At 60.8% G+C, this 23,352-nt stretch carries 29 protein-coding genes; all 29 read left to right on the forward strand.

The features are described 5' to 3' along the window. Positions 1 to 40: 40 nt before the first annotated feature. Positions 41 to 562, forward strand: a complete 522-nt coding sequence (locus FEE99_RS10210) for a hypothetical protein (RefSeq protein WP_041478109.1) — start codon at positions 41 to 43, stop codon at positions 560 to 562. A 3-nt stretch (positions 563 to 565) separates the two neighbouring features. Further along, on the forward strand, positions 566 to 1,174 hold the full coding sequence (locus FEE99_RS10215) for a phage baseplate assembly protein V (RefSeq protein ID WP_041478108.1): 609 nt from the start codon (positions 566 to 568) through the stop codon (positions 1,172 to 1,174). Positions 1,175 to 1,188: 14 nt separating this feature from the next. After that, positions 1,189 to 1,521: a phage baseplate protein gene (locus FEE99_RS10220; RefSeq protein ID WP_041478107.1), complete on the forward strand. Its 333-nt coding sequence runs from the start codon at positions 1,189 to 1,191 to the stop codon at positions 1,519 to 1,521. After that, positions 1,518 to 2,513: a baseplate J/gp47 family protein gene (locus tag FEE99_RS10225; RefSeq protein ID WP_041478106.1), complete on the forward strand. Its 996-nt coding sequence runs from the start codon at positions 1,518 to 1,520 to the stop codon at positions 2,511 to 2,513. Before FEE99_RS10220 ends, FEE99_RS10225 begins: the two co-directional genes overlap by 4 nt. Then, on the forward strand, positions 2,510 to 3,145 hold the full coding sequence (locus FEE99_RS10230) for a phage tail protein I (protein WP_041478105.1): 636 nt from the start codon (positions 2,510 to 2,512) through the stop codon (positions 3,143 to 3,145). The genes FEE99_RS10225 and FEE99_RS10230 overlap by 4 nt, the downstream gene beginning before the upstream one ends. Next, positions 3,146 to 4,759, forward strand: coding sequence for a phage tail protein (locus FEE99_RS10235; protein ID WP_237143808.1), 1,614 nt, complete (start codon positions 3,146 to 3,148; stop codon positions 4,757 to 4,759). A gap of 9 nt (positions 4,760 to 4,768) precedes the next feature. After that, positions 4,769 to 5,347, forward strand: coding sequence for a phage tail protein (locus FEE99_RS10240; RefSeq protein WP_237143809.1), 579 nt, complete (start codon positions 4,769 to 4,771; stop codon positions 5,345 to 5,347). A gap of 231 nt (positions 5,348 to 5,578) precedes the next feature. Then, positions 5,579 to 5,764 carry a hypothetical protein gene (locus FEE99_RS10245; protein WP_041478104.1) on the forward strand — a complete coding sequence of 62 codons (186 nt, stop codon included), beginning with the start codon at positions 5,579 to 5,581 and terminating at the stop codon, positions 5,762 to 5,764. 2 nt (positions 5,765 to 5,766) lie between these two features. Then, entirely contained in the window at positions 5,767 to 6,933 is a 1,167-nt protein-coding gene (locus FEE99_RS10250; protein ID WP_041478103.1) for a tail protein, read from the forward strand. Next, entirely contained in the window at positions 6,933 to 7,439 is a 507-nt protein-coding gene (locus FEE99_RS10255; RefSeq protein WP_039762530.1) for a phage major tail tube protein, read from the forward strand. The genes FEE99_RS10250 and FEE99_RS10255 overlap by 1 nt, the downstream gene beginning before the upstream one ends. A gap of 152 nt (positions 7,440 to 7,591) precedes the next feature. Beyond that, a complete protein-coding gene (locus FEE99_RS10260) occupies positions 7,592 to 8,173 on the forward strand; it encodes a phage tail assembly protein (protein ID WP_041478102.1) in 582 nt (193 codons plus the stop codon). Positions 8,174 to 8,375: 202 nt separating this feature from the next. Beyond that, entirely contained in the window at positions 8,376 to 10,274 is a 1,899-nt protein-coding gene (locus FEE99_RS10265) for a phage tail tape measure protein (RefSeq protein ID WP_447121766.1), read from the forward strand. Next, complete coding sequence (locus FEE99_RS10270; protein ID WP_041478101.1) at positions 10,274 to 10,657, forward strand: phage tail protein; 384 nt, start codon at positions 10,274 to 10,276, stop codon at positions 10,655 to 10,657. Before FEE99_RS10265 ends, FEE99_RS10270 begins: the two co-directional genes overlap by 1 nt. Then, the gene (locus tag FEE99_RS10275) at positions 10,650 to 10,862 is read left to right on the forward strand and encodes a tail protein X (RefSeq protein WP_041478100.1); all 213 of its coding nucleotides are present in this window, start codon (positions 10,650 to 10,652) and stop codon (positions 10,860 to 10,862) included. The genes FEE99_RS10270 and FEE99_RS10275 overlap by 8 nt, the downstream gene beginning before the upstream one ends. A 9-nt stretch (positions 10,863 to 10,871) precedes the next feature. After that, the gene (locus FEE99_RS10280) at positions 10,872 to 11,894 is read left to right on the forward strand and encodes a phage-like tail protein (RefSeq protein WP_041478099.1); all 1,023 of its coding nucleotides are present in this window, start codon (positions 10,872 to 10,874) and stop codon (positions 11,892 to 11,894) included. A 157-nt stretch (positions 11,895 to 12,051) separates the two neighbouring features. Continuing rightward, on the forward strand, positions 12,052 to 12,636 hold the full coding sequence (locus tag FEE99_RS10285) for a phage tail terminator protein (RefSeq protein ID WP_041478098.1): 585 nt from the start codon (positions 12,052 to 12,054) through the stop codon (positions 12,634 to 12,636). Beyond that, on the forward strand, positions 12,633 to 12,815 hold the full coding sequence (locus tag FEE99_RS10290) for a DUF2635 domain-containing protein (RefSeq protein ID WP_024011856.1): 183 nt from the start codon (positions 12,633 to 12,635) through the stop codon (positions 12,813 to 12,815). Before FEE99_RS10285 ends, FEE99_RS10290 begins: the two co-directional genes overlap by 4 nt. Next, positions 12,815 to 14,311: a phage tail sheath subtilisin-like domain-containing protein gene (locus tag FEE99_RS10295; RefSeq protein WP_041478097.1), complete on the forward strand. Its 1,497-nt coding sequence runs from the start codon at positions 12,815 to 12,817 to the stop codon at positions 14,309 to 14,311. The genes FEE99_RS10290 and FEE99_RS10295 overlap by 1 nt, the downstream gene beginning before the upstream one ends. Positions 14,312 to 14,378: 67 nt before the next feature. After that, the gene (locus FEE99_RS10300; protein ID WP_007908779.1) at positions 14,379 to 14,726 is read left to right on the forward strand and encodes a phage tail tube protein; all 348 of its coding nucleotides are present in this window, start codon (positions 14,379 to 14,381) and stop codon (positions 14,724 to 14,726) included. Then, positions 14,723 to 15,019 carry a phage tail assembly protein gene (locus FEE99_RS10305; RefSeq protein WP_024011858.1) on the forward strand — a complete coding sequence of 99 codons (297 nt, stop codon included), beginning with the start codon at positions 14,723 to 14,725 and terminating at the stop codon, positions 15,017 to 15,019. The genes FEE99_RS10300 and FEE99_RS10305 overlap by 4 nt, the downstream gene beginning before the upstream one ends. Positions 15,020 to 15,149: 130 nt before the next feature. Further along, on the forward strand, positions 15,150 to 17,039 hold the full coding sequence (locus FEE99_RS10310; protein ID WP_041478096.1) for a hypothetical protein: 1,890 nt from the start codon (positions 15,150 to 15,152) through the stop codon (positions 17,037 to 17,039). Next, positions 17,036 to 18,274, forward strand: a complete 1,239-nt coding sequence (locus tag FEE99_RS10315) for a DNA circularization protein (protein WP_041478095.1) — start codon at positions 17,036 to 17,038, stop codon at positions 18,272 to 18,274. Before FEE99_RS10310 ends, FEE99_RS10315 begins: the two co-directional genes overlap by 4 nt. Positions 18,275 to 18,277: 3 nt before the next feature. After that, the gene (locus tag FEE99_RS10320; RefSeq protein ID WP_041478094.1) at positions 18,278 to 19,321 is read left to right on the forward strand and encodes a phage baseplate assembly protein; all 1,044 of its coding nucleotides are present in this window, start codon (positions 18,278 to 18,280) and stop codon (positions 19,319 to 19,321) included. Between the two features lie 142 nt (positions 19,322 to 19,463). Further along, a complete protein-coding gene (locus FEE99_RS10325; protein WP_041478093.1) occupies positions 19,464 to 19,973 on the forward strand; it encodes a phage baseplate assembly protein V in 510 nt (169 codons plus the stop codon). Then, the gene (locus FEE99_RS10330) at positions 19,973 to 20,371 is read left to right on the forward strand and encodes a phage GP46 family protein (RefSeq protein ID WP_041478092.1); all 399 of its coding nucleotides are present in this window, start codon (positions 19,973 to 19,975) and stop codon (positions 20,369 to 20,371) included. The genes FEE99_RS10325 and FEE99_RS10330 overlap by 1 nt, the downstream gene beginning before the upstream one ends. Beyond that, complete coding sequence (locus tag FEE99_RS10335; protein WP_041478091.1) at positions 20,361 to 21,407, forward strand: baseplate J/gp47 family protein; 1,047 nt, start codon at positions 20,361 to 20,363, stop codon at positions 21,405 to 21,407. Before FEE99_RS10330 ends, FEE99_RS10335 begins: the two co-directional genes overlap by 11 nt. Next, a complete protein-coding gene (locus FEE99_RS10340; RefSeq protein ID WP_041478090.1) occupies positions 21,395 to 21,994 on the forward strand; it encodes a YmfQ family protein in 600 nt (199 codons plus the stop codon). Before FEE99_RS10335 ends, FEE99_RS10340 begins: the two co-directional genes overlap by 13 nt. Positions 21,995 to 22,007: 13 nt before the next feature. Beyond that, positions 22,008 to 22,889, forward strand: coding sequence for a gp53-like domain-containing protein (locus FEE99_RS10345; RefSeq protein WP_052392154.1), 882 nt, complete (start codon positions 22,008 to 22,010; stop codon positions 22,887 to 22,889). Positions 22,890 to 22,906: 17 nt separating this feature from the next. Next, a complete protein-coding gene (locus tag FEE99_RS10350; RefSeq protein WP_052392153.1) occupies positions 22,907 to 23,326 on the forward strand; it encodes a tail fiber assembly protein in 420 nt (139 codons plus the stop codon). Positions 23,327 to 23,352 lie beyond the last annotated feature (26 nt).

Consider the following 23,352-nt stretch of genomic DNA (forward strand, 5'->3'; position numbering starts at 1 on the left):
CGGCAGGGCTGCGCGTGGACGATTGAAAAGGAGGTCATGTATGCCCACACCGATCCAGCAGCCGTCGCAACTTTTTACAGCCATCGCGACGTCACTGCGCAACACCGCCGGCTTCAACCTCACCGTCGGCAACCATGATGATTTCACTGCACCGGGCGATCAGGCCTGGGTGCTGATCGACTTCGACCGCAATGGACCCGGGGTGCGCGCCGCTGACGGGCGAATTGCTCATGTCATGACGGTTTCTCTGCAAGTCATCCCGGCCCTTGCCGCCAGTGCATTTGCAGCGTGCGATCTGATCGCCGTGCTGAAAAACCTGATCACCGACAACCGCTGGGGATTGCCCGGCGATCAATGCGATCTGCCCCTGAATATCGATGGCTTGCCATCGTTGCTTATCAGTGCTGATCAACAATATAGAGCCTGGACCCTGACCTTCGAGCAGACGCTCTACCTCGGCTCGACCCTGCTCGACGATCCACTGGGCATGCCGAAATTCGCTCGCACCTGGGAAGTCAGCAACATCGACGATCCAGACCAGTACACCGCGCTGGAGGGCTGACCGATGTTCGATGCATTACTGCGCATGCAACTCGGCCCGATCATTGAGCGTCTGGCGGAAATGGAAGCGGAAATCGAAGACTTGCACCGCCGCGCCGAGAGTTTCTGTCGCATTGGCATCTGCCAGTCAGTTGATGCGGCGAGCAATACCTGCCAAGTCAGCCATGGTGGATTGCTCACCCCAGCGATCAAGTTCTTCAACCCCAGCGCTGGTGCGCAAAGTGAATCGCGCATCCCGACGGTGGGCGAGCAGTGCCTGCTGTTCAACTATGGCAGCGGTGAAAGCGGTGCGCAGAGTGTCGCGTTGTTCGGCTTGAACAGTGACCGTTTCCCCCCGGCCTCGACTGTGCCGACGCTGACCCGTCGGGTACATCAGGACGGCAGTGAAAGCGGTTACGACGACGCCAGCCACGCCTTGCACTGGCTCAACGGACCAACGCAATTCCACGGGTCTCGCGAGTCGCTCGAACTGAGCATCGGCCCTGCACGTCTGGCCATGACGCCACAACTGATCATCCTGCAACTGGGCGCCGTCGGCCTGAGTATCGACGCCTCGGGCGTGCATTTCAGCGGCCCCTTGGTCGATCACCAGGGCCGCGTCATCAGCCCCTGATTCAAGAGCCTCCCATGATCGGAATCGATAGAGACAGCGGGGCCACGGTCGACGACTGGCTGCAATTCGTGCAGCGCGCGACCCGAGCCCTGACCACACCGCTGAGCACTCGGCAAAAACGGCCCTTGTACGGATCGCTGATCCCCTCGCTGTTGGGACAGAACCTCGGTGACGACATTCTGCTTCTGGCCCAGAGCCACGCCGCGCAAGCGTTCTACAACCCGCATAACGGTATCGATGATTTTCAGCCGCAAGTGATTGTTGCCAGTCGCCACGGTGACGGCCTGCTGCTGCGTTTTGCCGGCACCTGGAAAAACCGCCAACAAACCTTCAAGGTGGTGACATGAGCATGCTGATCCCCGGCCAGAATCAACTGGCCGAACCCGCGCTGATCACGGTTGAAGCGTTCGAAGATTTACTCAACGAGTTCAAAGCCTTCGTCGTCGAATACGTGGGTGCTCGCTCGCCGGCCAGCGCCGTGAAACTCAAGGCGAGTCTGGAAAACGAAAGCGAATTGCTGACCCTCGCGCTGGAAGCGTTCTGCGTGCGTCTGCAAACCCATGAGCGCAAATACAACGCACGCATCAAACAGATGCTGGCGTGGTGGGCGACCGGCAGCAATCTCGATGCGCGGCTGGCCGACATGGGGCTTGAGCGGCAACTGCTCGATCCCGGCGACCCGGCGGCATTCCCGCCAGTGCCGGCGATTTATGAAAGTGATGACGACGCTCGGTTGCGTTATTACCTGGCACCTCATGCGCCGGCGGCGGGTTCGCGGATGCAGTATCGCCGCGAGGTGTTCACCCTCGGCGAGCGGCCCACTGTGCAGGTTGAGTCCACTGATTCCGGCGTGGTAAACGTCACCTACACCTTCGATCCCGACGGCCTCGCCGCGCAGGTCAAGGACGGCAACGGGCGGCGCATTGCGCCGGGCGAAGTGCAAGTCACCGTGCTTTCTCGAGATGGCGATGGCACGCCTTCCGAAGCATTGCTCGAGGGCGTCCGTCAGCACTTTGCTCGTCCAGACGTGCGCCCGGAAACTGACCTCGTTACCGTCAAGGCTGCCGAGATCCAGCGCTACAAAATCCGCGTCGTCGCCAAGATCAATTCCGGCCCCGACTCGGGCCTGACCAAGGTCGCGGCGCAAGCACAATTGCAAGCGTATGCCGACAGTTGCCATCGCCTCGAAGGCCGGGTCGATCCGAGCTGGATCGACTACACGCTGCACAGCGCCGGCGCCGTGCAACTGCAGATTGTCGAACCGCTGGCGCCGATCGTGACCAGCGCATTTCAGGCGCCGTACTGTACGGCGGTCGAGGTTGAGGTGCTGACGCTATGAGTGAAAAAACTCAGCGCCCGACCTTACTGCCGGCCAACAGCTCGGCCCTCGAACGCGGACTGGATCTGGGTTTCGGCGCCTTGCTCGATCGCATCGCACCGCCGTTCCCGGAACTGATGAACCCCAGCGAAACGCCAGTGGCCTTCCTGCCTTATCTGGCTGCCGATCGCGGTGTCGCCGAATGGAGCACCGATGCGCCGGTGGCGGAGAAGCGCGTAACCGTCGAACTGGCCTGGCCCACCGCGCGCCAGGCCGGCACACGCAAGGCGCTGGAAAACGCCGCCAAGGGTTTGCAATTAAGACCCGAGATCCGCGCCTGGTACGAACAGACACCGCCCGGCGCGCCGTACAGCTTTTCCGTGCGTGCCTTCAGCGACCAACCCTACAGCGAAGAAATCGACGCCCGTCTCGACCGCCGTCTGGCCGATGCGAAAAGCGAGAGGGACGTTCTTTCGGTGTCGGTGGGGTTGAGCGCGTTCGGCAATCACGTCATCGGCGCCGCGACGTTATGCGGCGAACTGACCACGGTTTATCCGGTGTTCATCGAAGGTCTTGAAACCTCTGGCGAGGCGTTCATGGCTGCCGGCATGTACACCGTCGAAACATCCACTATTTATCCTCAGGGGGCCTGAATGGCTGACTATTACACCCTGCTCACCAACGCAGGGATTGCCCACGAAACGGCGTGCAAGGCTGCGGGTGTGCCGATCAAGTTGACGCAGATTTCGGTCGGCGACGGCGGCGGCGCGGTCTACAACCCGGCTGCCACCGCGACCGCTCTGAAACGCGAAGTCTGGCGCGGACCGCTCAACGCACTGTTCCAGGATGAGAAAAACCCGAGCTGGCTGCTCGCCGAAGTCACTATCCCGCCGGACGTCGGCGGCTGGTATGTGCGTGAAGCCGGGCTGTGGACCGACACCGGCATTCTCTACGCTATCGTCAAATACCCGGAGTCGTTCAAACCGGTGCTGGCGACGTCGGGTTCAGGTAAAGAGTTTTATATCCGCTCGATTTTCGAGACCAGCAATGCCTCGCTGGTGACCTTGTTGATTGATGACACGGTGGTCAAGGCTACTCGTGCGTGGGTCATGAGTTACCTCGCCGAAGAACTCGGCAAGCTCGATGGCAAGCAGTCGGTGCGCGTTGCGGCGACTGGCAATGTCGTGATGAACAGCGCACAGCAGATTGATGGTGTTGCCGTAATTGCCGGCGATCGTGTGCTGCTGCCGAGCCAGACGCTGGCCAAGGACAACGGCTTGTGGATCGTTGCCAATGGCGACTGGGTGCGGGCCACCGATGCCAACACCAGCGCCAAGGTCACCCCGGGTCTGACGGTCATGGTGGAGGAGGGCACGGCGAACGGTGATTCGCTGTGGCACCTGACCACCAATGCGCCGATCACCCTCGGCACCACCGCGCTGCAATTCAAGATGCTCGCCGGGCGAACCGGGATTGCTGCGGGGACTTACAAGAGTTTGACCGTTGATGAATACGGTCGGGCGACAGCAGGTGCGAATCCGCAAACGTTGGCTGGGTTCGGCATCACCGACGCCCTCGGGATCAATAGCACAGCGGTTGCCGCTCGCAAGCTTGAATCGGCGCGCAGCATTGCCATTTCCGGCGCGGCTAGCGGTAGCACTTCGTTTGACGGCTCGGCAAACGCCAACATTTCACTAGCGTTGGCCGACTCGGGCGTTTCTGCCGGCACTTACACAAAAATTGCCGTTAATGCCAAAGGGTTGGCTACCAGCGGCGGGAACCTGATCGCATCGGATGTTCCCGCTCTGGACTGGAGCAAAATCAGCTCAGGAAAACCCAATACGTTGGCGGGCTACGGAATTGTCGATAGCTATACTCAAGGCCAGACCAACAGCGTTGTCAGCAGTGCTTTTGCGAACTTCTCTGCGCCTAACCTCCAGGTTCCAGCATTTATCAACGGCTTCACCGACAATCATTCCTCTCGATACTGGAGAGCCAATGGCAATATCTATGTGAGCCTCGATGTTGCTCGCTGGGTCAGTAGCGGTAGCGATGCATTGGTCATGTTCACGCTTCCACCAGGCTTTCGCCCCCTCAGCAGAATGAGCGGCGCAGGCGGTTGGGCGACCAGTGCTCAGCTTGGGTTCGGTTTGTTGTCATGGCGCGTGGAAACCACGGGCGAGGTCGTCCTGGATTACTCGATTGGATCCACGTCGGGTGTGGGTGGTTATCGCTGCCAATTCAGTTTCTGTGTCCAAGCGGCTTAAGGGGGCAACATGATTTTTGTCATTGATCAAACCGGGCGATTTCTCTATGCCACAGATACCCCGGGCGGGGCCGTAAATTGGACGGCTGTCCAATTGCCTCAACCTTGCTGGAATCCACGATTCAAAGGTGAGCGAATCAGTGATACCGGCGAGTGGAAAGGCCAATGGGAGCATGACGGTGAGCCTTTGCCTACCGCCGCTGACCTGTGCGCGAGGATTGATAACTTCGCCGACCAAGCGCGGCGGATTGCTGCCGGCGATCCATTCCGGGCGGTCGAACATGAACAAGCGGCGGCCGAAGCGCAAGCATTCAAAGACGCTGGCTATCCCGAAGATGTGGTACCACGCAGCGTTGCTGCCTGGGCAATCTCGGGCCGCACGCCTCAGGAGGCGGCCGACGGTATCCTGATCGAGGCCACCAGGTACGCGGAGGTCCTTTACTTGATCCGCGAAAGACGTCTGGAGGCGAAAGAACTGGTCAAGGCCAATATTGCAGTTGGTGCAATCGATGAAGCACGACAGATCGTCGACAAAGCAATCAAGGCTATTCAAGCGACTGTTGCTGGCATTGAGCGTGCGCAGGGTTAAAGGTGCGCGTCGTACGTTTTCAGTTCCGCATAGCGAATAGTCCGAGGGGCCTGGATCCGTGAACTCATTACCCAGACGGATCCTGGTACTGCAGGTACCAGCCCACTCGGCCTCAACCGGCACCTCATGAAACGCCCCGCCTATCGGGGCGTTTAATTTGACGGCCAAAACATTCAACACCCGCCAAGCCCCTCCCCACGAGGGGCTTTCCCGTTTATGGAGAAACGAAAAATGGCAACCCGCCAAACCTACACCGTGCTCGTCCCATTCCCCACCGGCGGTGGGCATTGGTCGAGCGTCGGTCAAGACCTTGATCTGCTCGACGTTGAGGCCAGTGCCTTGCACTTTGCCGGTCGACTTGAGCCGAAAACCCCTATCACCCAGGCCAAAAAGGCCGCTGCCAAGAAGGCTGACTGAACATGGCTGAGGTTCTGAACTTCGAGCACAACGGCATTACCGTCAATGCCACCGAATCCCCCGAGGCCATGGGTGGCCTGGGTGACAACGTCATCGGTCTGGTCGGCACCGCGCCGAAAGCCGATCCGCTGATTCCGCGAAACGCGCCGTTTCGCATCAACAGCTTCACCACCCATTCGCTGCTCGATCCGACTGGGTCGGAAGAGGGCACGCTGTATCACGCGGTTTACCAGATCCTCAAAGTGGTCAAGGTGCCGGTGTACGTAGTCATCGTCGAAGCAGGCGCGACGCCGGCCGACACGGTCAACAATGTGATCGGCGGTGTCGAACCAGCGACCGGTCGCAAGCTGGGTCTGGCGGCGCTGGGCAGTGTCCCGGAAGACCTGACCATCATCGGCGCGCCGGGCTTCACCGGCAGCAAAGCGGTGGCCGGTGAGTTCGCCGCGTTCGGCAAGCGCATCAAGGCCCGTGTGGTGCTGGACGGCAAGGATGTCTCGGTGGCCGATCAGGTGCTGTACAGCCAGGAACTCGGTGGCGCCGAGCTCGGTTTCGACCGTTGCCTGGTGGTGCACAACATGCCCGCCGTGTATTCGAAAGCGGCGAAGAAAAACGTCTTCCTGTCGCCTTCCAGTCTGGCGATTGCCGCGCTGGCCAAGGTCAAGCAGTGGGAGAGCCCGGGCAACCAGGTGACCTTCGCCGAAGACGTTTCGCGGGTCGTCGAGTACAACATCCTCGACACGTCCACCGAAGGCGATCTGCTCAACCGTTACGGCGTCAGCTACTACGCCCGCACCGTGCTTGGCGGCTTCTCGCTGCTGGGTAACCGCTCGATCACCGGCAAGTTCATCAGCTACGTCGGCCTCGAAGATGCGATCAGCCGCAAGCTGGTCAAGGCCGGTCAGAAAGCCATGGCCAAGAACCTCACCAAATCCTTCATGGATCAGGAGGTCAAGCGCATCAACGACTGGCTGCAGACCCTGGTCGCCGACGAAACCATTCCTGGCGGCAGCGTGTATCTGCACCCGGAACTCAACAGCGTCGAGAAGTACAAGAACGGCACCTGGTACGTGGTCATCGACTACGGCCGCTACGCGCCGAACGAACACATGGTTTATCAACTCAACGCCCGCGATGAAATCATCGAGCAGTTCCTGGAGGACGTTCTCTAATGTTTACCAACCGCGTAAGACAGGCCATCGCGGCCACCCTGCAAGGCCTGCCGTTGTCGGCGACCGTTGAGGAATTCACCCCGCCGAAAATCGAATTCGACATGGAAGAGATGCGCGGCGGGCGCTTTATCGTCGAAGAAATGGCCAAGGGCGGCAAAGCGCTCGGCGCCAAGCTGACCCTGCAAGGCCTCGGCGCCGAGGTTCTGCTGGCGCTGGGCGTGAAGCTCGGCGACGACATTCTGCTGAACGTGCGTGAAGCCGGTCAGGATCAGGACGGCAATACCTGGTTCACCTACCACACCGTCGGCGGCCAGTTGAAATCCCTTGAGGAAACCGCAGTGAAAATGGGCGAGAAGCCCAAGACCAATCTGGAACTGTCCTGCCGCACCTACAACCGCCTTGAAAACGGCGTGCCGGTGATCGACATCGACGTGCGCACGCAGAAGTTCGTGCTCAACGGCGTCGACATCCTCGGTGATGCACGGCGTGCGGTGTTGATGCCGTAAACCCCGGTTTACCGGCAAATCACAAAACCCTGTGGGAGCGAGCCTGCTCGCGAAAGCGGTCGTTCAGTTACATCAATTTCGAATGTGCCAAAGCCTTCGCGAGCAGGCTCGCTCCCACAGTGGATCTAAACGAATCACCAAGGAATTCATACATGCCGTGGATGCCCCCCCAACACGAACTGCTGTCGCCGATCACCGGCGACGATGGCTCGCAGATCGAATCGATCCAGCTCAAACCGCTGTTCTACGCCGCACAGAAAGAAGCGCTGGAACGCGCCGGCGATGACGAAGACGATCAGTTCTTCGAGCTGGCGCTGCTCGCCACCGGCCTGTCGGTGAAAGAGCTCGATCAACTCAAACGTCCGGACTACGTGAGCATCGCTCAGTACGTCCATGAGATGTCGACCCGGCCGAGTGCGTACTTTCTCGACCAGGTCGAGGACGCGGAGAAATCCGACGATCCCGATCAGGTGCAATTGCTGCAAACGCTCGCCGTGACCGGTCGCACCGTGACTTCGCTGAGCCTGGAAATGCCCGTGCTGCGCGCCACCAAAGTGATGAAGAAACTGAAAACGGCCAAGGAACGCGCCGAATTCATCACCGCCCACTGCACCGGCCTGATGATCCCCGATCTGGCCCACCTGACCGTCCCGGACTGGACGCAATTGCAGGTGCGCATCGACGATTTTTTAAACCAGCCGGCGGCCTACTTTCGGAACGCGACATCGAAGTAATCCTCGATATCGTCCCGCTCATTTACCCGGTAAGTGAAGCGGAGATTCTGGAATGGGACGCCGAAAAGGCGTTGCGCCGCTACGACATAGCGATCACTCGCCTTGGCGTGAAACAGGAGTAGAGCGGCATGGCAGAAAGCAAATTTGCGCCAATGAATGCCGATGAGCGGGGGGCGCAGCAACCGGTGATATCCGCTTGAACATGGCTGCGGCAAACCCCGGCCCCGGACCGATCATCGGCGATCAATATCCCCAGCTGAGTCAGGCGCTCGTCACCGCAAGTATCAGGATCGATGCGTTGACGACAGCGATCGATTCATTGCGATTGGCATTGTCCAACTTGCGGATGCTCTCGTTGAGTTCCACCGCAAACGGTGAAGCCACCAGCGCGTCGGCAGCGCCGGATGAGGCCGCCGAGCGGACCAAGGCACCAGAAAGTGTGAGGCCGGCGATTGACTTTTATTCGGCGGCGGCCGATCTGGGTAGCGCGGCACAATTGACGCCAGTGCAGGCCAACGAAATCGCACTGTCGAGCTTGATCATGGCCAGTAAGCCGATGGTGGCGGCGGGAGGCACCAGCGGTATCGAACTGATCAAGGTTGCAACGCTGGCCGCCGACTCAGGAATTGGCAATGAGCTGACCAACGCGTCGGACAAGTCTTTTGAGCTGCTCAACTTCGCCAGCGACGCTGCGGTCGTAGCGTCGGCACTCAAAATCCCAGCGATGGAAGTCGCCGAGATGATGACGGTGTGGCGCACCTCGATGAAGCTCACTCGCGATCAGGCGTTTGACCTCGCGGATGCGACACACCTGCTCGGCAAAATGCCGGGTGGCGTCAAGTCCGCCGACATCGGCGCCGTACTCAAGCAATCAGGCGAGGCGGCGCTCACTGCAGGCTTGCAGCCCGAGCAGGCCGCAGCGCTGTCGGCAGCCTTGCTCCGCAGCGGAACGGGCAAAGACGATGCCGGGCAGGCGTTGAAGAGCCTTTCAGCTGCCTTGGGCAAAGGTGACAGCGTCTCCGCCGCCGAACGTGGCGCCTGGAAGCAGTTGGGACTTGATCCTGCTGCCGTGACCGCTGCAATGCATGACCCCGACAAGCAGAATGCCCAGGGTGCGCTGCTCTCGGTGCTTGCCGCGCTGCACGCAAAACCTGTCGAACAACGCGCCACGCTGGCGCGAACCCTGTTTGCTGACAGCGCCAATGCGGTGCAGTTGTTGGCGCAGAATCCGGGCGATGTCAACGAGGCCTTTTCGCAAGTAAAGGACAAAAGTCAGTACGCGACTTCGGTGATCGGTGAGCGGAGTTCGGTGCGCCAGTCTGCACTGGCACGCTCCAATTCCCCGCAAGGACAGTGGAATGCTCAGACTGCTCGAAACGAGCGCTTGGCTATCGCCAGCGCCCAAGCGGTGGCGCCTTCTCCTGAAGGGCTGAGCGTTGCTGGTGCCGGCATCGACAGGATGAGTGAATTCGCTGAGGACCATCCGACGATCACGGCGGGGGTCATTGTTTTGGGTTCAGCCCTGAAAAAGCTATTCGATCTTGTGTTGGACGCCGGTGTCGATGAGGCGAAAGACCGGTTGCGCAAACGGATACCTGGAAGCGCCCTGGCGAATCCCCCCGATCTTTCGTCAACAGCAGATTCTGCATCGAGGCTCGCAGCGGACAAGCCGGTGACAGAGATTGCCAGTCTGGCTCCTGCGGCCGGTGCGGAAATGGCAATTGGCGAACGAGCATCATTGGTCGATACGCCGCACCTCGGGCCATCGACGGTTTCTCTGGAGGCGATTTCGCAGGCGATTCCGGCATCGAGCAGAAACGCGCAAACTGCTTTGAGTGAAAGACTTGCTATCACCGCGCCTGACACGCTTTCTGCGCCCGCCCAAGTGAGCAAGGATCTGGCGAGCGCCCATGCGTCTAACCAGCACGTGACCTACGCACCTTCGGTCCAGGTCTACTGCAGCGACCCCGGCAGCTCGGACAAGATCGGTATGTTGGTCGCGCAGCATCTGCAAAACCAGTTCATGCAAATGACCCCGCTGCTCACCAACAACCCCCTCGCCACCCGCCGCGACGCGGCCCTGACCGATGGAGTCGCCTGATGAAACAACAAATGGCATTGGGCAGTTTCATCTTCGGCCTGTCGCGCAACTTTGCGTACCACCAGTTGCTGCGCAAGTCTGACGGCGGCTGGACCGAGATACAGATCCTCACCAGCAAACCCAAGTCCAGCCAGACCGGACAGAAACCGGAAACCCTGACCATTACCGGCAAGTCGATGTACGCCGTAGCCATGGATCGGCTCGATGAATTGCGAGCTTTGCAGGCGCTGCGTATCCCGCTGCCGTTGATCGACGGGATTGGTCGAAACTGGGGCCTGTGGCGGATCAGCAGCGTTCAGGAAACCCAGACCCAGATCATCGATGACGGTACGGCGATGGTAGTCGATTGGGTCATCGAACTAGCGGAGTTCAACAATGCGTAAAGCACGAAGCGTGGCCGGTGATTCGGTGAATCTGCTGCTCTACCGCGAAACCGGGCGCAGTGATGACGCTGCCGAAGAAGTGCTGTGGAAGCTCAACCCGACCCTGGCCGAACAAGGGCCGATTCTGCCCGCCGGCGTCTGGATCGTGCTACCGGAACTGGATGTGAAACCCGCCGTGGTCAAAGCAGCGACGGCGTGGGATTAAGGAGGTTGAATGGCACTGGGATTTACGCCGGCAGTGAATATCTACGGGGCCAACGCGGCCCTGCTCAATCAGCGCCTGATCAGTTGGGAGCACATCGATGCCGCCGGTTTCGAGTCCGATCAGCTGACGCTGACCATCGATCTGGAGGGCCTTGAAGGGCTGCCGAGTCTGGGTGGAAAAATTGGCCTGCAAGTTGGTTATCGAGAAACCGCAATGGTCGACAAGGGCCAGTTCAAAGTGACGCGTCTGACGCCGACACTGTTTCCGTTTCGCCTCACCCTGGTGGCCACTGCGGCGCCATTCAGCAAGGATGATGAAACCGGCTTCAAGCAGCGCCGCACCGCCAGTCATGGGCCAACGACGCTGGGTGGATTATTTCGCAAGCTGGTGGAGCTGCACGGCTTTTCGCCACGGGTCGCGCCGGAGATTTCGTTGATACGCATCGAGCACATCGACCAGTCCAACGAGACCGACATGGGGTTTGTCACGCGTCTGGCGAAAAAATACAACGTCGTCGCCAAGCCTTACGGCGATGTTTATGTGCTGGCGCGGCCCGGGCAGACCAAGTCGTTGTCGGGGCAGATTCTGCCGGACGTGACGCTGTCGGTTACCCACAACAATCGCCCCGGCGATCACGCCTTCATCAGCGCCACGCTGGAAGAATCTGCCCGCGAGCAGGCCAAGGGCTGCAAGACCTGTTTCTGGGATGCGGCGGCCGGGGTGCTGCGCTGGGTTGAAACCGGTGTTGCGCCGTTCAAGACGCTGCGCCAGAAGCAGCCCAGCGAAGCTGATGCCATCGCAGTAGGCGAGGGCGAAGTGCGCAAGATGCTGCGGCAGAAGTACAAGGTGCAAATCACCTGCCCGGGGGATCCACGGCTCGCGGCCGAAGGGCTGGTATTGCTCGATGAGAGCTGGCCGGACTTCATGCGCGGACGCTGGTCGATCGACAAGGTCACCGCCAGCGGCAGTCGCGAGAACAGCTATCGCTGCCTGATTGATGCGTCGTGCCTGGATCCCAAGGCGGAACAGTAATCCTGAACCGAGTGCATATTCCTGTGGGAGCGAGCCTGCTCGCGAAAGGGACGTCAGCTTCAGTATCGATGTGACTGATCGACCGCTTTCGCGAGCAGGCTCGCTCCCACAGGGACTGCGGCGTTCACTGTAATTTCTCTTACTTCGGAACACCCCCATGAAGATCACCCCGATCCTCACGCAACTGCGTGGGCAATGCCCTGGCCTTGCCAATCATATTTCGGTGGGTGTCGATCTGGCGTTGCTGCAAGGCAACCCCGATCTACCGACGCCCTCGGCTCACGTACTGCCGCTGGCCGATCTGGCCAGTCCTGGCACCACCCAAAACCTCACCACCCAACCGATCCGCGAGCGCTTCGAAATCGTTCTGGTGCTTGACGCTACCGACGCGACAAAAGCGCTGGATGGGTTGCACGACCTGCGCGCCGAACTGTGGCGCGCGCTGGTGGGGTTCAAACCCGATTCCGACTACAGTGCCATCGTCTACGACGGCGGCGAGATGGTCTCGATCAACAGCAGCCGCGCCTTCTATCGGCTGCGTTTTTATGCCGAGTTCCAGCTCGGCCGCAATCTGCCAAGTCAGCCTGCGGAGAGTTGGCACGAGCGCGAACTGGACGCTTTGTCGTCCTTTACCGGGATGACGGTGCGGGTCGATGCGATCGATCCGGCCGACCCCAATCTGCAACGCCCGGGTCCGGATGGCCGGGTGGAAATGACTTTCTCTGGAGACGTAACCCCATGAGCAACCGCATCACCGTAGTGCCGGCCGCTGGCCGTGTCGTACCTGACCCGGAGGCGGGCGACTTGCTGCCGGCCGCAGGCCGAGAAGTGCTGGACAGCGCCTGGTGGCGCCGGCGTCTGGCCGACGGCGATATCACACTCAAAACCGCAAAAGCGGCTAAACCACAGGGAGCCAAATAATGGCGATCGGATTCAGCAACATCCCGGCGGACATTCGTGTTCCGCTGTTCTATGCCGAAATGGACAACTCGGCCGCCAACAGCGCGACCTCGGCCATGCGCCGTTTGATCGTCGCGCAGGTCAACGACAATATTGCCCCGACTGAGGTCGGCAAACTGGTGCTGGTTTCCAGCGTGGCGCTGGCGAAAAGCATCGGCGGCCAGGGCTCGATGCTCGCTTCGATGTACGAGACCTTCCGCAAGGCTGACCCGATCGGCGAGATCTGGTGCCTGCCGCTGCACAACACCGAAGGCGCCATCGCCAAGGGTGTGTTGACCCTGACCGGTACCGCGACTCAAGCGGGCATGCTCAATCTATATGTCAGCGGCGTGCGCGTGCAGGCCACCGTGGTCAATGGCGCCACCGCCGCTCAAGCGGCCACGGCACTGGCGCAGAAAATCAACGCCACTGCCGACCTGCCAGTCAGCGCAGCCACTGCCGAAGGCGTGGTCACCCTGACCGCCAAATGGACCGGCGACAGCGGCAACGACATCAGCCTGCAATTCAATCGCCTGGGCAAGAGCAACGGCGAAGAAACTCCGGCCGGTCTGACCAGCGCAATCACCGCCATGACCGGCGGCGCCGGTGTGCCGGATCAGATCGCCGCCGTCGCGGCTCTAGGCGATGAGCCATTCGAATTCATCGCCTTGCCGTGGTCCGACTTGGCCACCCTCAACACATGGCAAGCGGTCATGGACGACAGCACCGGGCGCTGGTCGTGGGCCAAGCAATTGTTTGGTCACGTCTACAGCGCCAAGCGCGGCACGGTCGGTACGCTGGTCGCTGCCGGCCAGGCGCGCAACGATCAGCACATGACCATCCAGGCGCTGGAGCCGGGCGTACCACAACCGTTCTGGGTACAAGCGGCGGCACTGGCTGCGCGCACGGCGGTGTTCATCTCCGCCGATGCCAGCCGTCCGACGCAAAGCGGCAGCCTGCCGGGTGTTGACCCGGCGCCGGCCAGCGAGCGCTTCACCCTGACCGAGCGTCAGTCGCTGCTCAACTACGGCATCGCTACTGCGTACTACGAAGGCGGTTACGTGCGCATCCAGCGCTCGATCACCACCTACCAGAAGAACGCCTACGGCCAGGCCGACAACTCCTATCTGGACAGCGAAACCATGCACCAGTCGGCGTTCATCGTGCGTCGTCTGCAAAGCGTGATCACCAGCAAATACGGCCGCCACAAACTGGCCTCCGACGGCACGCGTTTCGGTGCCGGCCAGCCTATCGTCACCCCGGCGACCATTCGCGGCGAGCTGATCGCGCAGTACGCCAAACTTGAACTGGAAGGCCACGTGGAAAACGCCGAGCTGTTCGCCGAGCACCTGATCGTCGAGCGCGACGTGCAGGACCCGAGCCGCGTGAACGTGCTGTTCCCGCCGGATTACATCAACGGCCTGCGCGTGTTCGCACTGCTCAACCAGTTCCGTCTGCAGTACGACGACGCGGCCTGATCCGCGCAGTCGGCGCTAAGCATTCAGCCCACCTCGCGTGGGCTTTTTATTTGAAGGGAGAAACACCATGGGTCAACTGATTGCAGGCACCTGCTACGTCAAGGTCGACGGCGCACAACTGACCATCAATGGCGGCTGCGAAGCCCCGCTGATGGCCGTCAAACGTGAAACCGTCGTGCCCGGTTTCTACAAGGAAACCGACATCGCACCGTCGTTCAAAGTGACCGCGCTGCACACCGCCGACTTCCCGCTGAAGAAGCTGATCGAAGGCACTGATATCACCGTCACCTGCGAATTCAGCAACGGCAAAGTCTACGTGCTGGCCGGCGCCTATCTGGTCGAGGAGCCAGTTTCCAAGGGCGACGACGCCACCATCGAACTGAAATTCGAAGGCATCAAGGGGACCTGGCAATGAGCGCCGCCGTGAAGCTTCAAGTAGCAATCGAAGCCCACGGCGAGCCACTGACCGAACTCGTTCTGCGTCGTCCGACGGTGCAGGAAGTGCGAGCGATCAAGGCGCTGCCGTACAAGATCGACAAGAGCGAAGAAGTCAGCCTCGACATGGACGTGGCGGCCAAATACATCGCTGTGTGCGCGGGCATCCCGCCGTCGTCGGTCAACCAGTTGGATCTGGCTGACCTCAACGCGCTGAGCTGGGCCGTCGCGAGTTTTTTCATGAGTGCGGCGTCGGCGCCATCACCGACCTGATCGCCGTCGCCTATGACCTGGCCTGGTTCTGGAAGGTTGACCCCGAACAGATGATGGCCAGGCCACTGGATGTGCTCCGCGAATCGCTGGAGCACGCGCAACGGATCAATGCGATGCAGCAGGTGCAGTGATGGCAGACGAAGAGAAGAAAACCCCGAAACCGGTGCTGATCACTGGCATCGATGAACTCTCGCCCAAACTGGGCGCCCTGCGCATGAAGGTTGAGAGTTTTAAAAACAATCTCGAGCAGACCGGCCTCGGCAAACTGGACATCAGTGGTCTGTTCAACGGCGGCAGCGTGATCACGCCGTTTGTAGACGGCATCAAATCGGCCGCAGCGTTCCAGGGCAAATTGAGCGAAGTCAGCGACACGGCGAAAACCGTCGATCTGCCCGCCGCGCCGACAGCAGCGACGCAGAACATGAACGTGTTCAGTGCGTCGATGCAGAAGGTTTCGGCGGCGTTGGACGCCGCGCTGGTGCCGGCGGTGGGGGCCTTGGTGGTCGGGCTGGAACCGATGCTGACGCAGGTCGGCAGCCTGCTCGCCGACAACCCGAAACTGGTTGAAGGCCTGGCGGCGGGGGCGATTGCCTTCTCCGCCATGCAAACCGCCGTCACCGGTATGACTCAGGTGATGGACCTCATGAGCATGGTGCTCAAGACCAACCCGATCATGCTGATCGCCATGGGCATTGCCGTGGCGGCCGGTTTGATCGTGGCCAACTGGACACCGATCAGCGCGTTTTTCACAGGGATGTGGGAAGGCGTGAAAAACGCCGGGGCGAGTGCGATGGCGACGTTGCGCTCGATACTCGACTGGCGACCGCTGGCGGCACTGGCGGCGTTGTGGGAACCGGTCACGGGATATTTCTCGGCTATCTGGGACAAGGTCACGGTCGTGACGGCGCCAGTGATCGACTTCTTCAAGTCGGTTTTCTCGTGGTCGCCTGCGGGGATGATCATTGAAAACTGGGGGCCGCTGACCGGCCTGTTCTCGGCGATCTGGGAATTGCTCAAGGCCTTGAGTGTGCCGGTGATGGCATTTCTTAGAAACCTGTTCGATTTCTCGCCGATGCAGATGCTTACCGATGCGTGGGGTGGTGTTGTCGCGTTCTTCGAACCGATGTTCAGCGGCCTGCTAGAAGTCGCGCTACCGGCTAAAGAATTCCTCGTGTCGCTGTTCGACTTCTCGCCAATGCAGATGATCACCAGCGCCTGGGGAGGCATTGTTGCGTATTTCCAGCCGATATTGACGACGCTGCAATCGGCTGTGCAAAGCACCCGGGATACTTTGCGGGCACTGTTCGATTTTTTCCCGATGCAAATGCTCACCAGCGCCTGGGGTGGGATTGTCGGGTTCTTCGAACCGATCTGGATGGCGCTGCAAACGTCTGTGCAGCGGGTCAGAGGCTTTTTCACCAGCCTGTTCGAGTGGTCGCCGCTGGAGCAGATTACTCAGTATTGGCAGCCGATCGGTGAGGTCTTTTCGGCGATCTGGGGCGTCGTGTTGGCGCTTTCCGCGCCGGTCGTGGATTTTCTGCACAGCCTGTTCGAATGGAAACCGCTGGATCAGATCATCGAGAGTTGGGGACCGATCACCGAGTGGTTCGGCGAGTTGTGGCAAAAGCTGCAAACCGTCATTGCGCCGATCAAGGAGTTGTTCGACGGTGGCTTCGCCGGACTGATCGCCAAGGTCACCGGCAAGGTCGAAACGCTGACCCAAGCGCAACGCGAGACCAATGCCGAAGGCAAAGGCGAACTGGCACCGGCGTTCTTCGCTGCCAGTCCGGCGCCTGCTGGCAACGGCGCACTGCAAAGCGGTTCGTTGCCACAAACCTCCAGCGCGCTGATCCAGCAAAGTGCCGCCAACAACCGTACGCAACTCGAAGGCGGCCTGACCGTGCGCTTCGAAAATGCGCCGGCCGGCCTGCGCACCGAACAACCGCAAACCAATCAACCGGGCCTGGCCGTGTCTTCACGCATCGGCTATCGCTCGCTGTCGATGGGAGGTTCCCAATGAACTGGCGTGACCGTTTATTGCCGGCATCCTTTCGCGGTGTCGGTTTCTGGATCGACCAGGCGAAAACCCCGGTCGGGCGCAAAGGGCAGTTGCATGAGTACCCGCAACGCGACCTGCCGTTTTTCGAGGACCTCGGCCAGCAGGCCAAGACTCACGATCTGACCGCGTTCATCATCGGCCCCGATTGCCTTGAGCAGCGCGACAAGCTGCTCAAGGCGCTGGAGCAGGGCCGTGGCGAGCTGGTGCATCCGTGGCTTGGACGCCTGCAAGTCAAGGTCGGCGAATGCGACATGACCCACACCCGCCAGGACGGTGGGCTGGTGACGTTTGCATTGAAGTTCTATCCCGACCAACCCCTGCCGTTTCCGACCGCTACGGTCAGCACGCAGAAAGTGCTGCTGGCCAAGGCCGACGGGCTGCTGGGTTCGGCGGTGGCGCGTTTCGAACAAGCGATGACGCTGATCAAGGCCGCGCGGATCGGCATCACCAACCTGCGCAACAGCCTTACCGGCGTCTATGAAGTGATCAAGGAGCAATTGAAACCTTTGATCGAGCAGTACCGCCAGATCACTGAACTGGTCAAGGCCGTGAAGGAGTTGCCCAAGGAAGTGGCGGCGGAATTCAACGGTTTGCTCGGCGATATCCAGGAACTGAAAGCGTTCGCCAAGGAAGGTTACCGTGGCGTGATTGCCGACGTGTCGCAGCAACTCGAAGCGATTCGCAAGGCCGATGCGCCGAAGATCACCACCGGCAAGGACACCAATGCCGCAGCGCAAGCGATGGCCGATCTGGTGCAGGACACGCTGATCGTCAAAGTGGCGCAGTGGGTCGCATCGATGCCAGTGGCCACCCGAGCGCTGCAACTGCCTTCGACGCCCACCGTTGCTCAGCAGGCCCATCAGCAAGTCACCCGCCCGGAAGTTCCGGCCACGGATGATTTGCAGGCGCTGCAAAAGGATTTGGTGGAGGCGCTGCAAGGGGCGAAAAACAAGGCCGATCCTGATCACTATCAAGCCATCAGTGACGTGCAGGATGCCTTGGTTGCGCACCTCAAGGCCGTGGCATCCTCGGGCGTGCGACTGGTCAGCAAATCCTTTCAGGAAAGCCTTCCGGCACTGGTCATAGCGTACAAACAGTTTGGCGACGCCACGCGAGTCACCGAAGTCGTGCAGCGCAACGGCGTGACCAATCCGTTGTACCTCCCGCAAAGCGATGTGAAAGTCTCCAGGGAGTGAACCATGGACGAGTTGGATAACCACGTCACACTGACGGTTAACGGCATGGAATACGGCGGCTGGAAAAGCGTCGAAATCACCGCCGATCTCGAGCGTCAGTTCCGCACCTTCAAGCTCGACATTACCTGGCAATGGCCGGGGCAGGCGGTGAGCAAACCGATTAAACCCGGTGACCCCTGTGAAGTGAAAATCGGCAAGGACCTGGTGCTCACCGGTTACGTGTTCAAGGCGCCGATCCGCTATGACGGGCGGCAGATCAGCCTGACCATCGAAGGCAGTTCGAAGACCCAGGATCTGGTCGATTGCGCCGCCCGTAACCTGCCCAGCCAATGGCAGCAACAACCCTTGCTGACTATCGTCCGCGATCTGGCGAGCGAATATGGACTGTGGGTCGTCAATGAAATCAGCGACACCACACGCCTGACCAAACACACCATCGTGCCGGGTGAAACGGCATTCCAGTCGATCGACCGATTGCTGTCGCTCCTGCGGGTGTTTTCCACCGACAACGAGCTGGGCCAGTTGGTGCTGGCCAAACCCGGCAGCGGCGGACGCGCCAGCGATGCGCTGGAGCTGGGCAAGAACATCCTGTCGGCCAGTGCGCCAATGGATTTCAGCCAGGTGTTCTCCGAGTATCGGGTGATCGGCCAGCAGAAAGGCTCGGATGCGAAAAGCGGCGCGGCGGTCAGCGAAGTCGAGTCGACGGCGGCCGACCTGAGTTTCAAACGGCGACGCACCACGGTGATCAATGAAGGCACGCAACTGACCTTTGAGTTGGCGCAGCAGCGTGCTCTATGGGAAAGCGCGACTCGCATGGGCCGCGCGCAGACCACCACCTATCAGGTGCAGGGCTGGCGGCAGAGCAATGGCGATTTGTGGCGCCATAACACGCTGGTCAAGGTCAAGGACCCGGTGCTGGATTTCGATGGTGACATGCTGATTTCCAAGGTCACTTATTCGTTGTCGGCGCAAGGTTCGGTGACCACGCTGCAAGTTGCCCCGCCGCATACCTTTGATCCTGATCCGACGCCCCCGAAAAAAACCTGAGCCTGACCCCGAACCCTGTGGGAGCGAGCCTGCTCGCGAAAGCGTCGCCAGCCTCAACATCACAGCGCCTGACCCGCCGCGTTCGCGAGCAGGCTCGCTCCCACACTGATCCCATTCGGGCGACTCTTTTCAAGGACACCCCATGAGCCTACTGACACGCCTGCTGGCGCGCGGCACTGTCGTGCTCGCCAATTCGGCTTCGAAACTGCAATCGCTGCAAATGCGCCTCACCGCCGGTGAAGTCAACGACGACCTCGAACACTTCGAACCCTACGGTTTCACCAGCCATCCGTTGGCTGGCGCTGAAGGGGTCGTCACCTTCATCGGCGGCGACCGTTCCCACGCCATCGCCCTGGTCATCGCCGACCGTCGCTATCGCCTGCAAGCGCTCGCTGCCGGTGAAGTGGCGATCTACACCGACGAGGGCGACAAAATTCATTTCAAGCGCGGGCGGATCATCGACATCGAAACCGCCACGCTGAACATCCGCGCCAGCAGCGCGGTGAACTTCGACACGCCGGTGATAAACCAGACCGGCAAGATCGTTTCCACCGGTGATCAACTGGCTGGCGGCATCAGCCAGATCAAACACGTGCATGTTGGCGTGCAGGCCGGTAACGGTCAGACCGGCGCGCCGGCAGGAGGCCAGTGATGTTCATCAGCCAGAACCTCCACGCCGCGCTGACCCGCGCCGTGCTCATCAGTCTGTTCACCTGGCGCCGCGCCGCTGATGACGACGCCCTCGATGATGAAGAACGCTTCGGCTGGTGGGGCGACAGTTTTCCCACGGTTGCCGACGATCGCATCGGCTCGCGGCTGTGGCTGCTGCGCCGGGTCAAGCTGACCCGGCAGACGCAAATGGACGCCGAATTTTATGCCCGCGAAGCCCTGCAATGGCTGCTCGACGACGGCCACTGCAGCGCCATCGACATCATCAGCGAACGCCTCGACGCCCAGCGCCTCAACCTGCGCACGATCCTCACGCTGGCCGACGGCGAACGTCTGGACATCAACCCCGATAACAGTTGGCAGGTGATCTATGCCGTTTGAAACTCCTTCGCTGCCGGTGCTGATCAAACGCACCCAAAGCGACCTGGCCGGCGATTCGCTGCGCCAGTCCGATGCGCAAGTGCTCGCCCGCACCCTCGGCGGCGCCGCTTATGGCTTGTACGGTTATCTCGACTGGATTGCCGAGCAGATCCTGCCCGACAAAGCCGATGAGTCAACCCTGGAACGCATCGCCGCGCTGCGCCTGAATCAACCGCGCAAAGCCGCGCAAGTGGCTACCGGCAGCGTCAGTTTTACCGCCACTCCCGGCGCCGTGCTCGACGTCGACACTCTGCTGCAAGCGAACGATGGCCGCACCTACAAAGTCACCATGGCGCGCACCACGGTCAATGGCAGCAACAGCACCACGATTGCGGCGCTGGAGGCCGGCAGTCTGGGCAACGCTGATGCGGGTCTGACGCTGACCCCGGTGCAGCCGATTGCCGGGATTGTCGGCAACAGCTTCGTGGTGCTGGCGCCGGGCCTCAGCGGCGGTGTGGCGCGGGAAAGCCTCGAATCGCTGCGCTCGCGGGTCATCCGTTCCTACCGCGTGATTCCCCATGGTGGCGCGGCCAGCGACTACGAAACCTGGGCGCTGGAAGTGCCGGGTGTGACGCGGGCGTGGTGCCGGGGCGGCCTGCTCGGGCCGGGCACGGTGACGGTGTTCATCATGCGTGATGAAGACCCGCAACCGGTGCCGAACGATGAGCAGTTGGCGGAGGTTCAGGAGTACATCGAACCGCTGCGTCCGGTGACCGCGGAAGTGCACGTGCAGCGACCGGTTCAGGTGCCGGTAGTGTATCGCTTCAAGAGCGTCAATCCGGACACCACCGCCGTGCGCGCCGCCGTTGAAGCGCAGTTGCGCGATCTGCACAACCGCGAGGCCGATCTCGGTGTGCCGCTGCTGATCAGCCATATCCGCGAAGCGATCAGCAGCGCCGGCGGCGAATACGATCACACGCTCACTGCTCCGGCCGCTGACGTGCCGGCCGGGCAGAGCGAACTGCTCACCTTCGGAGGCTGCGTATGGGGGGCATAAGAACCGCCGCGCAATACCAGGCGCAGTTGCGCGCCTTGCTGCCCAGTGGCCCGGCATGGGATCCGGAGCGGGTGCCCGAGCTTGAGGAAGTGCTGCAAGGCGTCGCCGTCGAACTGGCCCGTCTGGATGCGCGCGCCGCCGATCTGCTCAACGAAATGGACCCGGCCGGCGTCAGCGAACTGGTGCCGGACTGGGAGCGGGTGATGAACCTGCCCGACCCGTGCCTGGGCGCCACGCCACTGTTCGACGACCGCCGCCTCGCCGTCCGCCGCCGCTTGCTCGCGGTCGGCAGCCAGGCTGTCGGCTACTACCTCGACATCGCCAAAAGCCAGGGTTACCCCAACGCCAGCATCACCGAACACGAAGCCCCACGCATGGGCCGCGCCCGGTTTGGTTCGGCGCATTGGGGCACTTGGGAAGCGCAGTTCATGTGGACGCTCAACACCGGCGGCCGCCTGCTGCTCGGCCGCCGTTACGGCGCGAGCTACTGGGGCGAGCGCTTCGGCGTCAACCCGGGCTCGGCGCTGGAATGCCTGATCCACCGCAGCGCGCCGGCGCATACCAAGGTGCACATCAATTATGACTAGGGAGGGATGAGGGATGGATTATCCGAAAAGCATGCCCGGTGTCGGTTTGGTCAACAGTCGTTTCGTCGATGAAAATCCCGTCACCGGAACACCCGGATCGTTGATTCCAGCTGAGTGGGGCAATGCGCTCACCGAAGAGGTGTTGGCGGTTATCAAAGCTGCCGGGATCGAACCGACCGAAGGCTTGAACACGCAGTTGCTGGAAGCGATTCGCGGAAAAAACCTGTTTGAGACCCCGGTCCAGTTCGATGTCAGCCAGAAAGTCGCGACGACTGAATTCGTCCAACGCGCACTCGGTAGTCTGGCCGGGCAAACCAACTACGTCGGCGATGTTTCGTTGACGGTCGCGGACGTCGGCAAACTTTCGATCTTCACTAGCCCAGGCACGGTGACACTGCCGCAATGGTCGACTGTGCCTGCGGGAGGCTTGGTGTCGCTGGTGGCAGGTTCCGGTGCTTTGAACGTGAAAGTCAGGAGTGGCGAGAGTCTGGGCACCGCCAGCGCTGCTGCACCGGATAACACATTGTCATTTGTCGGTGGCAGCTACGTTACTTTTCGCCGGCTTCTGCTCGGTGGTGGCTGGGGCCTGGATTCTGGTGACGGTGCGCTCAAGTACTCGCCAGCGTTTACCGCTTCCTTGAACACTGCAGGCGGCTATCAGCGGTTGCCCAGTGGCCTGATTCTGCAATGGGGACTGGCCACGGGCGGCGCACTCAGCGAAACCGTCACCTATCCGATTGCCTTTCCCAAAAGCGTGCTCTTTCTCTCGGGCGGCGATCTTTCACCGGCATTCTCCGACCTGCGTTTTTCCCTTTACCGACTCTCGCAAAGCCAGTTTCAGCGCTTCTCCAATGCTGACCCTGGCGGCTGGAACTGGTTCGCCATCGGCTTTTGAAATCAACGGTGAATGAAATGAAATACATTGACTTTGATGCCCAGGGCGAACTGCTTGGGCGCTATGACTCGGCGATTCACACGCAGATGCCTGCCACTGCCGTAGAGATCTCCGATGAGCTGTTCCTGCGCACGATCGAGGAGCGCGACGGCATCTGGAAGTGGACCGACGGCAAGGTCACCAAACATGCATTGCCGAACGCATCGCAGTTGGTTGAAAGCGAACAGCGAGCATCGGCGCTGGCGCGGCGTGACGAGTTGTTGGCCGAAGCTGATCAGCAAACCGTCGGTATGGCCGACGCCTACATCGCAGGGTTGTTGGAGGCCGATGACATGCAGTGGTTCAGGGCTTTTGCTACCTACAAACTGGCGCTAAACAAGATCGACAGGCAGCCCGGTTATCCGCAAAACGTGGACTGGCCTGTGTTGCCGGTTTGACGCCCTTTCTGACGTGAAACCATCAC

The sequence above is a fragment of the Pseudomonas sp. ef1 genome (assembly GCF_007293365.2).
Lineage (GTDB): Bacteria > Pseudomonadota > Gammaproteobacteria > Pseudomonadales > Pseudomonadaceae > Aquipseudomonas > Aquipseudomonas siliginis.